This is a genomic window from Streptomyces sp. V4I23 (genome assembly GCF_030817975.1).
Lineage (GTDB): Bacteria > Actinomycetota > Actinomycetes > Streptomycetales > Streptomycetaceae > Streptomyces.
This window is the reverse complement of sequence record NZ_JAUSZW010000004.1, coordinates 5,141,545-5,155,434: the sequence shown is the minus strand read 5'-3', so window position 1 is coordinate 5,155,434 and position 13,890 is coordinate 5,141,545. Positions and strand designations below refer to the sequence as shown.

11 protein-coding genes are annotated in these 13,890 nt (G+C 70.9%); 4 read left to right on the top strand and 7 right to left on the bottom strand.

Going from position 1 to position 13,890, the window contains the following annotated elements; all coding sequences use genetic code 11:
- Positions 1 to 8: 8 nt before the first annotated feature.
- Entirely contained in the window at positions 9 to 893 is an 885-nt protein-coding gene (locus tag QFZ82_RS25755; RefSeq protein WP_307715416.1) for a deoxyribose-phosphate aldolase, read from the bottom strand.
- The gene (gene iolC, locus QFZ82_RS25750) at positions 890 to 1,885 is read right to left on the bottom strand and encodes a 5-dehydro-2-deoxygluconokinase (protein WP_307715415.1); all 996 of its coding nucleotides are present in this window, start codon (positions 1,883 to 1,885) and stop codon (positions 890 to 892) included. The genes QFZ82_RS25755 and iolC overlap by 4 nt, the downstream gene beginning before the upstream one ends.
- Before the next feature lie 125 nt (positions 1,886 to 2,010).
- On the opposite strand from iolC, the gene QFZ82_RS25745 reads away from it, so the two are divergent.
- From QFZ82_RS25745 to QFZ82_RS25730, 4 genes are all read left to right on the top strand, one after another.
- Complete coding sequence (locus tag QFZ82_RS25745; protein ID WP_307715414.1) at positions 2,011 to 2,922, top strand: sugar phosphate isomerase/epimerase; 912 nt, start codon at positions 2,011 to 2,013, stop codon at positions 2,920 to 2,922.
- 210 nt (positions 2,923 to 3,132) lie between these two features.
- Positions 3,133 to 3,330, top strand: coding sequence for a MarR family transcriptional regulator (locus QFZ82_RS25740; RefSeq protein ID WP_307715413.1), 198 nt, complete (start codon positions 3,133 to 3,135; stop codon positions 3,328 to 3,330).
- A gap of 174 nt (positions 3,331 to 3,504) precedes the next feature.
- Positions 3,505 to 3,822: a heavy-metal-associated domain-containing protein gene (locus QFZ82_RS25735; RefSeq protein WP_307715412.1), complete on the top strand. Its 318-nt coding sequence runs from the start codon at positions 3,505 to 3,507 to the stop codon at positions 3,820 to 3,822.
- A gap of 167 nt (positions 3,823 to 3,989) precedes the next feature.
- Entirely contained in the window at positions 3,990 to 6,200 is a 2,211-nt protein-coding gene (locus QFZ82_RS25730) for a heavy metal translocating P-type ATPase (protein WP_373429442.1), read from the top strand.
- A 508-nt stretch (positions 6,201 to 6,708) separates the two neighbouring features.
- Here QFZ82_RS25730 and QFZ82_RS25725 read toward each other — a convergent pair.
- The 5 genes from QFZ82_RS25725 to QFZ82_RS25705 form a co-directional block, all read right to left on the bottom strand.
- Positions 6,709 to 7,998, bottom strand: coding sequence for a citrate synthase (locus QFZ82_RS25725; protein WP_307715410.1), 1,290 nt, complete (start codon positions 7,996 to 7,998; stop codon positions 6,709 to 6,711).
- Between the two features lie 247 nt (positions 7,999 to 8,245).
- Complete coding sequence (locus QFZ82_RS25720) at positions 8,246 to 10,465, bottom strand: ATP-dependent RecD-like DNA helicase (protein ID WP_307717839.1); 2,220 nt, start codon at positions 10,463 to 10,465, stop codon at positions 8,246 to 8,248.
- A gap of 209 nt (positions 10,466 to 10,674) precedes the next feature.
- Positions 10,675 to 11,505: a sugar phosphate isomerase/epimerase gene (locus tag QFZ82_RS25715; protein WP_307715409.1), complete on the bottom strand. Its 831-nt coding sequence runs from the start codon at positions 11,503 to 11,505 to the stop codon at positions 10,675 to 10,677.
- Positions 11,502 to 12,656, bottom strand: coding sequence for a dihydrodipicolinate synthase family protein (locus QFZ82_RS25710; RefSeq protein ID WP_307715408.1), 1,155 nt, complete (start codon positions 12,654 to 12,656; stop codon positions 11,502 to 11,504). Before QFZ82_RS25710 ends, QFZ82_RS25715 begins: the two co-directional genes overlap by 4 nt.
- Positions 12,653 to 13,804 (bottom strand): Gfo/Idh/MocA family protein, encoded by a 1,152-nt coding sequence (locus tag QFZ82_RS25705; RefSeq protein WP_307715407.1) that lies wholly within the window; start codon positions 13,802 to 13,804, stop codon positions 12,653 to 12,655. The genes QFZ82_RS25710 and QFZ82_RS25705 overlap by 4 nt, the downstream gene beginning before the upstream one ends.
- Positions 13,805 to 13,890: the final 86 nt, after the last annotated feature.

Genomic DNA, 13,890 nt, shown 5'->3' with positions numbered 1-13,890 from the left:
CGTACCCCCTACAGCAGGCCCACGGCCGTATCGACCGCGCCCGCCACGTCGCCGTCGACCGGATAGAGCAGCGCGCGGCCGGCCACCAGTCCCTGGACCGTGGGCAGTTGCAGTGCGGCGCGCCACCTCTCGTACGCCCTGTCCTGATCCTTGCCCGCGTCGCCGCCGAGCAGCACCGCGGGGAGGGTGGAGGTCTCCATCACGGATCGCATGTCGTCGGGGTCCTCGGTCACGGGCACCTTGAGCCAGGTGTACGCGGAGGTGCCGGCCAGCCCGGAGGCGATGGCGATGGACCGGGTCACGGCCTCGGCTCCGAGATCGTTGCGCAGCCGGCCGTCGATCCGGTGACAGAGGAACGGCTCCACGAAGACGGGGAGCTGACGCTCTGCCATCTCGTCGACCGCGCGGGCGGCCGCGGCCAGGGTGTCGAGCGAGGCCGGGTCGTCGTAGTCGATGCGCAGCAGCAGCTTTCCCGCGTCGAAACCGAGCCGGTCCAGATCGCGGGCGCGGTAGCCGGTGAACCGGTCGTCGAGCTCGAACGACGCGCCCGCGAGCCCGCCGCGGTTCATGGAGCCCATGACGACCTTGTCGTCGAGCGCACCGAGGAGCAGCAGGTCGTCGAGTATGTCGGAGGTGGCGAGGACGCCGTCGACCCCGGGGCGCGAGAGGGCGAGGCAGAGCCGCTCCAGCAGGTCGAGCCGGTTGGCCATGGCGAGCGGGCGGTCGCCGACGGCGAACGTGCCGCGGGCGGGGTGGTCGGCCGCGACGATCATCAGCCGTCCGCTGTCGCCGACGAGACGCGTGCGTCTGCGCCGCCGCGTGGCGGCCTCGGCGACGGCCTCGGGGTGCCGGGTCCGGATCCCTACGAGCTCGCCGATGTCGACGCGGCTCACGACACCCCCCGCGCCTGGTCGATGTGGCTGGGGTCCGGGGGTACGGGGCCGCCAGCGAGGACTTGGGCGACCTCCTCCTCGTACGGCATGGCCGTCGAGCAGGCGAGTCGCGCGGCGACCACCGCTCCCGCCGCGTTGGCGAAGCGCATCACGCGGTCCAACTCCCAGCCCGCGAGCAGCCCGTGGCACAGGGCCCCGCCGAACGCGTCCCCCGCCCCCAGCCCGTTGACCACCTCCACGGGCACGGGCGGCACCTCGGCGCGTGTGCCGTCCCGGTGCACGGCGAGCACCCCCTTGGGGCCCTGCTTGACCACGGCGAGCTCGACGCCGGCGGCCAGCAGCGCCTCGGCGGCCGCGTCCGGCTCACGCTCGCCGGTCGCGATCGCGCACTCCTCGAGATTGCCCACGGCGACGGTCGCCAGGGCGAGTGCCTTCGCGTAGTGCGGGCCGGCCGACTGCGGGTCGGCCCAGAACATCGGCCGCCAGTCGAGGTCGAACACGGTCGTCCCCGACTTCGCCCGGTGCGCGAGCGCGGCCAGCGTCGCCGTCCGGCTGGGCTCCGCGCACAGTCCCGTGCCGGTCATCCAGAAGATCCGCGCCGCCCGGATCGGCTCCGGCTCCAGCTCGCTCTCCCGGATCTCCAGGTCGGGCGCCTTGGGCTGCCGGTAGAAGTAGAGGGGGAAGTCGTCCGGCGGGAACATCTCGCAGAAGGTGACCGGCGTCGGGTACTCCTCGACCGGCGTCACCCACCGGTCGTCCACGCCGAACTCGCGCAACGCCTGGTGCAGATACTCGCCGAAGGGGTCCTGCCCGGTCCGGGTGATCACGGCCGTCCGCCGGCCCAGCCTGGCCGCCGCGACCGCGACGTTCGTCGCCGAGCCGCCGAGGAACTTCCCGAACGTGTCGACCTGCGCCAACGGGACCCCGGTACGCAGTGGATAGAGGTCCACCCCGATCCGGCCCATCGTGATCACGTCGTACGGCAAAGACATGCGCGTCCCTTCGGTCAGGGGGTGCCCTCAGGTCTAGCCCTCACCCATGAACCCTGTCAATGTTTTGTCCGGACATTCGGACCAAGCCTTGACACCCTTCTCCGGCGGCCGGAAAGCTGACCGGCATGACCTCCTCCGTCCCCGCCCTGAACCGCATCCGGGTCGGCTCGGCCCCCGACTCCTGGGGGGTGTGGTTCCCCGACGATCCCCAGCAGGTCCCCTGGCAGCGCTTCCTCGACGAGGTCGCCCGGGCCGGCTACGAGTGGATCGAGCTCGGCCCCTACGGCTATCTCCCGAGCGACCCCGCGCGGCTCACCGAGGAGACCGCCCGAAGGGGGCTGAAGGTCTCGGCCGGCACCGTCTTCACCGCACTGCACCACGGCCCCGCCGTCTGGGAGCAGACGTGGGCCCACGTCTCGGACATCGCCGCGCTCACCCGCGCCATGGGCGCGGAGCACCTGGTCGTCATCCCCTCCTTCTGGCGCGACGACAAGACGGGCCGGGTGCTGGAGGACCGCACGCTGACCTCTCAGCAGTGGCGCGACCTCACCGCCCAGAGCGAGCGCCTCGGCCGCGAGGTGCGCGAACGCCACGGGCTGAAGATCGTCGTCCATCCGCACGCGGACACCCACATCGACACCGAGGAGAACGTCAGCCGCTTCCTCGACGCCACCGACCCCGACCTCGTCTCCCTCTGCCTCGACACCGGCCACTACGCCTATTGCGGCGGTGACAGCGTGAAGCTCATCGAGACGTACGGCGAGCGGATCGGTTACCTCCACCTCAAGCAGGTCGACCCCGCGGTGCTCGCCCAAGTGGTGGCCGACGAGGTGCCCTTCGGCCCGGCGGTCGGCCGCGGTGTCATGTGCGAACCCCCGGCCGGCGTGCCCGCGCTGGAGCCCGTCCTGAACGCGGCCTCGGCTCTCGGGGTCGAACTCTTCGCCATCGTCGAACAGGACATGTACCCCTGCCCGCCGGACAAACCCTTCCCGATCGCCGAACGCACGCGCGGATTCCTGCGGTCCTGCGGCGTCTGAGCGCCTGCTGCACATCTGTCACGGTTGTCACCGCCTGATCACGCATGTCGCCATTACGCACGCGTTATGTCACAGGCGGTCGACAGCCCTGCCCCTCCCCCTCCCACCGTCGTTCACGGGGCAAAGGCTCAGCGTCGCCAAGCGTCCGCGCGGCAGCACCCCCGACGGCATCCCGCCGGCCGCTGCTGCGCGCAGGGAGGTGCCGGACACATGACGGACAGAAAGCTCTGGTCCTACAAGGACATCGCCGTGCACATCAAGGTGCAGACGGACACGGTCCGTTCCTATCGGAAGCACGGCCTTCTTCCGCCCCCCGACCATGTGGAGGCCGGCAAACCGTACTGGTTCGCCGACACCATCCGCCTCTGGGTGGCCAACAGGCCCGGGAACAGAGGCCGCAGAAGGTGAGACTCCCGCAAGCGGTTCGGAGCCCGGACCCACCGATTCCCCGGCAAGGTGTCACCGACCTGTTGGCGTCATACCCCCTAGGGGTATAAAGTGCTCTGTGTCAGGGAGCTTCGGCCTTCCCGTGGACTCCTGGCGCATCATGCACGTGTACGTTCCGCTCATGAGGAGAACGCGATGACCACCGAGACGAAGATCGAGATCGAGACCGTCCAGGGCTCCGGTTCCTGCTGCTCGGCCGACGGCTCCTGCCACGACACCGGGGCGGACGCCCAGGCCGGCGGCGTCACCACGGTGTACCAGGTCTCCGGCATGACCTGCGGCCACTGCGAAGGCGCGGTCAGCAGCGAGATCTCCGAGATCCCGGGGGTCAGCTCGGTGAAGGCCGTCGCGGCCACCGGCACGGTGACCGTGGTCTCCGACGCGCCGCTCGACGAGGCCGCCGTGCGCGCAGCCGTCGACGAGGCGGGCTACGAGCTGGTCGGCCGGGCCTGAACGCCGCCGGAACCGAGCGCGCCAGGAGCTGTCGGCGCGTCGCACCGTACGTACCGGGGACCGGGTCCCTCCCGATCGGTCCGATACTGGTCGGGTAAGGCCCGGCCCTCGGTACGCATGGAGTCCCGAACGTGGAAACAGTCCAGGTGGAGCTCACCATCGGCGGGATGACCTGCGCCTCCTGTGCGGCCCGCGTCGAGAAGAAGCTGAACCGCATGGACGGCGTGAGCGCCACGGTCAATTACGCGACCGAGAAGGCCCACGTCAGCTACCCGCCGGACATGCCGGTCGCCGACCTCATCGCCACCGTGGTCAAGACCGGCTACACCGCCGCGGAGCCGCCGCCTCCGGCCCCCGAGCCGCAGGACGCGACCCCGTCGGCCGGGACCGGCGAAGGGAACGAGGCCGGGACGGACACGGAGCAGCGCGCCCTGTGGCAGCGTCTCGTCGTCTCCGCCGCCCTCTCCGCGCCCGTGGTCCTCATGTCGATGATCGGCGCCCTGCAGTTCGACAACTGGCAGTGGCTCTCGCTCACCCTCGCCGCTCCCGTCGTGGTCTGGGGCGGACTGCCCTTCCACCGCGCCGCCTGGACGAACCTGCGGCACGGCGCGGCCACCATGGACACGCTGGTGTCCACCGGCACACTGGCCGCGTTCGGCTGGTCCCTGTGGGCGCTGTCCTTCGGGCAGGCGGGCATGCCGGGCATGCGTCACGCCTTCGATCCGGCCGTCTCCCGCACGGACGGGAGCTCGGCGGTCTATCTCGAAGTGGCCGCCGGGGTGATCACGTTCATCCTGCTCGGCCGCTACCTGGAGGCCCGCTCCAAGCGCCGGGCGGGTGCCGCCCTGCGCGCGCTGATGGAGCTGGGCGCGAAGGACGTGGCCGTGCTGCGGAACGGCGCGGAGGTACGCGTTCCGGTCGACCGTCTGGCGGTGGGCGACCGCTTCGTCGTACGCCCCGGGGAGAAGATCGCCACCGACGGCACGGTCGTCGAGGGGGCGTCGGCCGTGGACGTCTCGATGCTCACCGGCGAGTCCCTGCCGGTGGACGTGACCGCGGGCGACCAGGTCACCGGCGCCACCCTCAACGCCTCCGGCCGGCTCGTCGTCGAGGCCACCCGTGTCGGCGCCGACACCCGCCTCGCCCGCATGGCGAAGCTCGTCGAGGACGCGCAGAACGGCAAGGCCGAGGTCCAGCGTCTCGCGGACCGGGTGTCGGCGGTCTTCGTGCCCGTCGTGCTGCTGATCTCGCTGACGACGCTCGTGGTCTGGCTGCTCGCGACCGACGACGCGACCGCCGCGTTCACCGCCGCCGTCGCGGTACTGATCATCGCGTGCCCCTGCGCCCTCGGCCTCGCCACCCCGACGGCCCTGATGGTGGGCACCGGCCGGGGCGCGCAGCTCGGGATCCTCATCAAGGGGCCCGAGGTCCTGGAGTCGACCCGCACGGTCGACACGGTCGTCCTGGACAAGACCGGAACGGTCACCACCGGCCGGATGACCCTTCAGGGCGTGCACCCCGCCGAAAACGCCGACGAGTCGGCACTGCTGCGCTTCGCGGGCGCCTTGGAGCACGCCTCCGAGCACCCGATCGCACGCGCCGTCGCCGAGGGCGCCGAGGGGCGCGTCGGCCCGCTGCCCGCCGCCGAGACGTTCGCGAACGTCCCCGGCCTCGGGGTCCGCGGAACGGTCGAGGGCCATGAGGTGCTCGTCGGGCGCGCGGCGCTGCTGCGGGACGCCGGTGTGGAGCTGCCCGAGGCGCTCGTGACGGCCGCGGCCGGCGACCGGGGCCGTACCGCCGTCTACGCCGCCCGGGACGGCAAGGCGCTCGGGGTGCTCACCGTCGCGGACGCGGTGAAGGAGACCAGCGCCGAGGCGGTACGGGAGCTGCGGGCCCTCGGGCTCACCCCGGTGCTGCTGACCGGCGACGGGCGGGCCGTGGCGGAGGCGGTGGCCGCCGAGGTGGGCGTGGACGAGGTGTACGCGGAGGTCCTGCCCGAGGAGAAGGTGCGGGTCGTCGAGAGGCTGCGGGCCGAGGGCCGGACGGTCGCGATGGTCGGCGACGGTGTGAACGACGCCGCGGCGCTCGCGACCGCCGATCTCGGCCTGGCGATGGGCACCGGCACGGACGCGGCGATCGAGGCCGGGGACCTGACCCTGGTGCGGGGTGATCTGCGGGTCGCCGCGGACGCGATCCGTCTCGCCCGTCGGACTCTGGCGACGATCAAAGGGAATCTTTACTGGGCCTTCGGCTACAACGTCGCGGCCCTGCCTCTGGCGGCGTTCGGCCTGCTCAACCCCATGATCGCGGGGTTCGCCATGGCCTTTTCGTCCGTGTTTGTCGTCACCAACAGCCTGCGCCTGCGCTCCTTCTCGTGACTACAAACAGGTCACAAGACCTTCACAAGGAGACCTAGATCACAGATATTTGGGGGTAACCATTAAGGCTCCTCGCGAGTCTAAGTGGGCGATGCCGAGAACGTCTTGGGGGACGTTCATGGAATGTCTTGGGGGACGTTCCAGGCAAGCGTTGGCCGGGGCACGTGCCCGGGGAGCTTTGAGCGGCCCTCCCGTGCGTACGTACCCCGGCAGACCGCACGAGGAGCTTCTGCTGCCCAGCAGACGCCCGGCCGGATCCCGTGGGGGGAATCCGCTCGGGGATATGGGAAGCGCCCCGTCGCCGACCCGTGGGGGGATCGGCAGCGGGGCGCTTTCCGCGCTTGCTCGCCTGGTGGCTCGCTCATCCGGGGGACACACCCGGCCCCCCTGAGGGGCAGCGGGGCCCGAGGAACAGACTCCGGACCGGGGCGCAGCCCACCGGACCGGGCCGGGCCCGGTCCGGGAAGGGGCGCCCGCGGCGACCGGTCTGCGCGCGCCTTCGGCGCGGCTAGCGGGCCTCGACGGGGACGAAGTCGCGCAGGACCTCGCCGGTGTAGATCTGACGCGGACGACCGATGCGGGAGCCGGGCTCCTTGATCATCTCGTGCCACTGGGCGATCCAGCCCGGCAGACGGCCGAGGGCGAAGAGCACGGTGAACATCTCCGTCGGGAAGCCCATCGCGCGGTAGATCAGACCCGTGTAGAAGTCCACGTTCGGGTAGAGGTTGCGCGAGACGAAGTACTCGTCGGAGAGCGCGTGCTCCTCCAGCTTCAGGGCGATGTCCAGCAGCTCGTCGGACTTGCCGAGGGCCGAGAGGACGTCGTGCGCCGCCGCCTTGATGATCTTCGCCCGGGGGTCGAAGCTCTTGTAGACGCGGTGGCCGAAGCCCATCAGGCGGACGCCGTCCTCCTTGTTCTTCACCTTGCGGATGAAGGAGTCGACGTCGCCGCCGCCTGCCTGGATGCCCTCGAGCATCTCCAGGACGGACTGGTTGGCGCCACCGTGCAGCGGGCCCCACAGGGCGCTGATGCCGGCGGAGATCGAGGCGAACATGTTCGCCTGCGAGGAGCCGACGAGGCGCACCGTCGAGGTGGAACAGTTCTGCTCGTGGTCCGCGTGCAGGATCAGCAGCTTGTCGAGCGCGGAGACCACGACCGGGTCCAGCTCGTACTCCTGGGCGGGGACCGAGAAGGTCATGCGCAGGAAGTTCTCGACGTACCCGAGGTCGTTGCGCGGGTAGACGAAGGGGTGGCCGATCGACTTCTTGTACGCGTAGGCCGCGATCGTCGGCAGCTTGGCCAGCAGCCGGATCGTGGACAGGTGGCGCTGCTTCTCGTCGAACGGGTTGTGGCTGTCCTGGTAGAACGTCGACAGCGCGCTGACCACGGAGGAGAGCATGGCCATCGGGTGGGCGTCGCGCGGGAAGCCGTCGAAGAACCGCTTGACGTCCTCGTGCAGCAGGGTGTGCTGCGTGATCTCGCCCTTGAACCCCGCCAGCTGGTCGACCGTGGGAAGCTCACCGTTGATCAGCAGGTACGCCACCTCGAGGAAGGTGGAGCGCTCGGCCAGCTGCTCGATCGGGTAGCCGCGGTAGCGCAGAATTCCCTGCTCGCCGTCGAGGTAGGTGATCGCGGATTTGTAGGCGGCGGTATTGCCGTATCCACTGTCCAGGGTCACCAGACCGGTCTGGGCTCGGAGCTTCCCGATGTCGAAGCCCTTGTCACCGACGGTGCTCTCGACCACCGGGTAGGTGTATTCACCGTCCGCGTACCGCAGTACTACAGAGTTGTCGCTCACGTCATCCCTCACCGACGTAGTGCCTCTACTTCGAGGTGCCCTGACTGTCTCTACCATCCCCCATTTGGCTCAGGAGAGTGCACTCGGGGTCGACCATTGGGCCCATCGGCGGCACTCAGTGCCGCCAACCTGCTCATCTTGCCCCCTTCGCCCTGGTTCTGAAAGCCGGGGCGGGGCAGGCGTGGTGTTTCCCACCCTTACCGGCACCTTCCCTCGGGGCGAGGCCCCCGAACCGCTGCCGGGCCGCTCAGCCGACCGGCGGTCCGCCCGCCAGCCGGTGGTCCAGCGCGGTGAAGCGCCTGCCTGCGGAAACCGTACGCACGGCCTGCCCGATCGCCTTCCGGGAGCCGACCAGCACGACGAGTTTTCTGGCGCGGGTGACGGCCGTGTAGAGCAGGTTCCGCTGGAGCATCATCCAGGCCCCGGTGGTGACCGGGATCACCACGGCCGGGTACTCGCTGCCCTGGGAGCGGTGGATCGTGACCGCGTACGCGTGCGCCAGCTCGTCCAGCTCGTCGAAGTCGTACGGCACCTCCTCGTCCTCGTCCGTCAGGACGGTCAGGCGCTGGTCGTCGGTCTGGAGCGAGGTGACGACCCCGACCGTGCCGTTGAAGACGCCGTTGCGCCCCTTGTCATAGTTGTTGCGGATCTGGGTCACCTTGTCGCCCACGCGGAACACCCGCCCGCCGAACCGCTTCTCCGGCAGGTCCGGCCGGGCCGGGGTGATGGCCTGCTGCAGCAGCCCGTTGAGCGTGCCCGCGCCGGCCGGACCGCGGTGCATCGGCGCGAGGACCTGCACATCCCGCCGCGGGTCGAGCCCGAACTTCGCCGGAATCCGCCGCGCCGCCACGTCCACGGTCAGCCTGCCCGCGTCCTCCGTCTCCTCCGCCACGAAGAGGAAGAAGTCCGTCATCCCCGAGGTGACCGGCTGCATACCGGAGTTGATCCGGTGGGCGTTGGTGACGACGCCCGACTGCTGGGCCTGCCGGAAGATGCGCGTCAGCCGCACGCTCGGCACCGGCCCGCCGTCCGCCAGCAGATCGCGCAGCACCTCCCCCGCGCCGACGCTCGGCAGCTGGTCCACGTCCCCGACGAGCAGCAGGTGCGCGCCCATCGCCACCGCCTTGACCAGCTTGTTGGCGAGCAGCAGATCGAGCATCGACGCCTCGTCGACGACGACCAGGTCCGCGTCGAGCGGCCGGTCCCGGTCGTACGCCGCGTCCCCGCCCGGCTTGAGCTCCAGCAGCCGGTGCACCGTCGACGCCTCGGCCCCGGTCAGCTCGGCGAGCCGCTTGGCCGCCCGGCCGGTGGGCGCCGCCAGCACGACCTTCGCCTTCTTGGCCCGCGCGAGCTCCACGATCGACCGCACCGTGAACGACTTCCCGCAGCCCGGGCCGCCGGTCAGTACGGCCACCCGGCTCGTGAGCGCCAGCCTGACCGCGGCCTCCTGCTCGGGCGCCAGCTCGGCGCCCGTACGCTCCGCGAGCCAGGCCAGTGCCCTGCCCCAGTCGACGTCCCGGAAGGCCGGCATCCGGTCCTCCTCGGCGCGCAGCAGCCTGCGCAGCTGGCCCGCGAGGGACAGCTCGGCCCGGTGGAAGGGCACCAGGTAGACCGCCGTGAGCGGCTCACCGCCGTCGGGACCGGGCACCTGCTCCCGGACGACCCCTTCCTCGTCGGCCGCGAGCTCCGCGAGACAGTCGATGACCAGCCCCGTGTCCACCTGGAGCAGCTTCACGGCGTCCGCGATCAACTGCTCCTCCGGCAGGAAACAGTGCCCCTGATCCGTGGACTGGGACAACGCGTACTGCAGGCCCGCCTTGACCCTCTCCGGGCTGTCGTGCGGGATGCCGACCGCCTGCGCGATCTTGTCCGCGGTCAGGAAGCCGATGCCCCACACGTCGGCGGCGAGGCGGTACGGCTGGTTCTTGACGACGGAGATCGAGGCGTCCTCGTACTTCTTGTAGATGCGCACGGCGATGGACGTCGAGACGCCCACGCCCTGGAGGAAGACCATGACCTCCTTGATGGCCTTCTGCTCCTCCCAGGCGGTCCCGATCAGCTTCGTCCGCTTCGGCCCGAGACCGGGCACCTCGATGAGCCGCTTCGGCTCCTGCTCGATGACGTCGAGCGTGTCGACGCCGAAGTGGTCGACGATCCGCTCGGCGATGCGCGGCCCGATCCCCTTGATCAGCCCGGAGCCGAGGTAGCGCCGTATGCCCTGGACGGTGGCGGGCAGGACGGTGGTGTAGTTCTCCACGGTGAACTGCTTGCCGTACTGCGGGTGGGATCCCCAACGCCCCTCCATGCGCAGCGACTCCCCGACCTGCGCGCCGAGGAGCGACCCGACGACGGTGAGCAGCTCACCGGCACCCCGGCCGGTGTCGACGCGGGCGACCGTGTAGCCGTTCTCCTCGTTGGCGTACGTGATCCGCTCGAGAACGCCTTCGAGGACGGCGAGGCGTGGCATGACCTGGTTGGACATGAGGCGACCGTATCGCCGGGGTCGGACAGCGCGGGAGGCCTGTGGACAACTGCGCGGTTCACGGGTCCGCGCCGTCGTCCGTCGCCGCTCGCGGGAACGCCCGCTCGACGCCACGCCACCGCTCGACACCCCGTTCGCCGGCCGGCACCCGCCGACCACGTGCCGGCCGCGGGGTTTCCCCCGCGGCCCGGCGCTCAGAACACCTCCCCCGCGAACCTCGCCACCGTCTCCTCCAGTACCTCCACCCCGTCCCGCGCCCACAACCCGTCGTTGAACAGCTCCACCTCGATGCTGCCCGTCCAGCCCGTCGCCTCCACGCGCTCGCGCCACTCGCGCATGTCGATGGCGCCGTCGCCCAGTTGGCCACGGCCGTTGAGGACGCCCGCCGGAAGGGGGGTCGTCCAGTCCGCCAGTTGGAAGGAGTGGATGCGGCCCTGTGCGCCCGCGCGGGCGACCTCGGCGGGGGCCCGGTCGTCCCACCAGATGTGGTACGTGTCCACGACCACGCCCACCTGCGTTGCCGGGAGGCGTTCCGCGAGGTCCAGGGCCTGGGTCAGGGTCGAGACCACGCAGCGGTCCGCCGCGTACATCGGGTGGAGCGGCTCGATGGCCAGGCGGACGCCGCGTTCGCCGGCGTAGGGCGCCAGCACCGAGAGCGCGTCCGCGATCCGTTCTCGCGCCGCGACCAGGTCGCGGCTGCCCGGCGGGAGGCCGCCCGAGACCAGGACCAGGGTGTCCGTGCCCAGGGCGGCCGCCTCGTCGATCGCCGCGCGGTTGTCGTCCAGGGCGCGAGTGCGTTCGGCCGGGTCCGAAGCGGTGAGGAAGCCGCCGCGGCACAGAGACGTGACCGTCAGGCCCGCGTCGCGTACCAGCTTGGCCGTCGCCTCCAGGCCGTACGCCGCGACCGGTTCACGCCACAGGCCGACGGCCGGCACGCCCAGGCGGGCGCAGGCCTCGACGAGCGACGGCAGCGACAGCTGCTTCACCGTCATCTGGTTGATGCTGAAGCGCGAGAGGGCATTCACCGCGGGACTCCGTAGACCGTCAGCAGGGACTTCATGCGGGACTCGGCCGTCGCGGGGTCGGGGAACAGCCCGAGGCCGTCGGCCAGTTCGTACGCCCGTGCAAGGTGCGGCAGCGAGCGCGCGGACTGCAGGCCGCCCACCATCGAGAAGTGCGTCTGGTGGCCGGCCAGCCAGGCGAGGAACACGACGCCTGTCTTGTAGAAGCGCGTCGGCGCCTGGAAGAGGTGGCGGGACAGCTCGACCGTGGGGTCGAGGAGTTTGCGGAAGCCCGCGGTGTCGCCCGTGTCCAGCACCCGCACCGCTTCCGCCGCCAGCGGGCCCAGCGGGTCGAAGATGCCGAGCAGCGCGTGACTGAAGCCCTGTTCGTCGCCTGCGATCAGTTCCGGGTAGTTGAAGTCGTCGCCCGTGTAGCAGCGCACGCCCTGCGGCAGACGGCGGCGCAGGTCGACCTCGCGCCGGGCGTCCAGCAGGGAGACCTTGATGCCGTCGACCTTGTCCGGGTGGGCGGCGATCACGTCGAGGAAGACCGACGTGGCCGCGTCCAGGTCCAAAGACCCCCAGTAGCCCTCCAGGGCCGGGTCGAACATGGGGCCCAGCCAGTGCAGGATCACCGGCTCCGACGCCTGGCGCAGCAGGTGCGTGTAGACGGTGACGTAGTCGTCGGCCGACCGGGCCGCGGCGGCCAGCGCGCGGGAGGCCATCAGGATCGCCTGGGCGCCGGTGGACTCGACGAGGGCGAGCTGTTCCTCGTACGCCGCGCGGACCTCGCCGAGCGTCGCGGGCCCGGTCAGCTGGTCCGTGCCCACCCCGCACGCGATCGTGCCGCCGACCGCCTTCGCCTCGGCCGCCGAACGGCGGATCAGCTCGGCCGCGCCCGACCAGTCCAGACCCATCCCGCGCTGCGCGGTGTCCATCGCCTCCGCGACGCCCAGACCGTGCGACCACAGGTGGCGGCGGAAGGCGAGGGTGGCGTCCCAGTCGACGGCGGCGGGAGCGTCGGGGGTGGTGTCGGCGTACGGGTCGGCCACCACATGGGCGGCGGAGAAGACCGTACGGGAGGTGAGAGGCGCGCCCGTGGTGAAGGTCAGCGGCTCCGTGCGGGGTTCGTACGCGCGGAGCGTGCCGTCGGGGTGCGGGAGCCGGATCGTCACAGCGCGAGCTCCGGAACGTCGATGCGGCGGCCCTCCGCGGACGAGCGCAGTCCGAGCTCGGCGAGCTGCACGCCCCGCGCGCCGGCCAGCAGGTCCCAGTGGTACGGCTCGTCCAGCGCGACATGGCGCAGGAACAGCTCCCACTGGGCCTTGAAGCCGTTGTCGAACTCGGTGTTGTCCGGGATCTCCTGCCACTGGTCGCGGAAGGACTCGGTGACGGGCAGGTCCGGGTTCCACACCGGCTTCGGCGTGGCGGAACGGTGCTGGACGCGGCAGTTGCGCAGGCCCGCGACCGCCGATCCGTGGGTGCCGTCGACCTGGAACTCGACCAGCTCGTCCCGGTTGACGCGGACCGCCCAGGACGAGTTGATCTGGGCGATCGCGCCGCCCTCCAGCCCGAAGACGCCGTACGCGGCGTCGTCGGCGGTCGCCTCGTACGGCTTGCCGTCCTCGTCCCAGCGCCGCGGAATGTGCGTGGCGACCTGCGCGGTGACGGAGGTGACCCGGCCGAACAGCTCGTGCAGGACGTACTCCCAGTGCGGGAACATGTCGACGACGATGCCCCCGCCGTCCTCGGCGCGGTAGTTCCAGCTCGGGCGCTGCGCCTCCTGCCAGTCGCCCTCGAAGACCCAGTAGCCGAACTCGCCGCGCACGGACAGGATCTCGCCGAAGAAGCCGCCGTCGATCAGGCGCTTCAGCTTCAGCAGGCCCGGCAGGAAGATCTTGTCCTGGACCACGCCGTGCTTGATGCCCGCGGCGGCGGCGAGACGCGCCAGTTCGAGGGCGCCCGCGAGATCGGTGGCGGTGGGCTTCTCCGTGTAGAGGTGCTTGCCGGCGGCGACGGCCTTCTTGAGCGCCTCCACCCGGGCGGAGGTGACCTGGGCGTCGAAGTAGACGTCGATCGTGTCGTCGGCGAGTACGGCGTCGAGGTCGGTGGAGATCTCCGTCAGTCCGTGCCGGTCGGCGATGGCACGCAGCGCGTGCTCGCGGCGGCCGACGAGGACGGGCTCGGGCCACAGGACGTCGCCGTCCCCGAGGTCGAGACCGCCCTGTTCGCGGATCGCGAGGAGGGACCGGACCAGGTGCTGGCGGTAGCCCATCCGTCCGGTGACGCCGTTCATGGCGATCCGCACTGTCCTGCGTGTCACGAAGGTACCTCCATGTTCCGCTCGGTTTTCCCGAGATCCCCGATATGAGCGTAGCAAGCGCTTTCTACGCGGTATGAAGCTAGCCT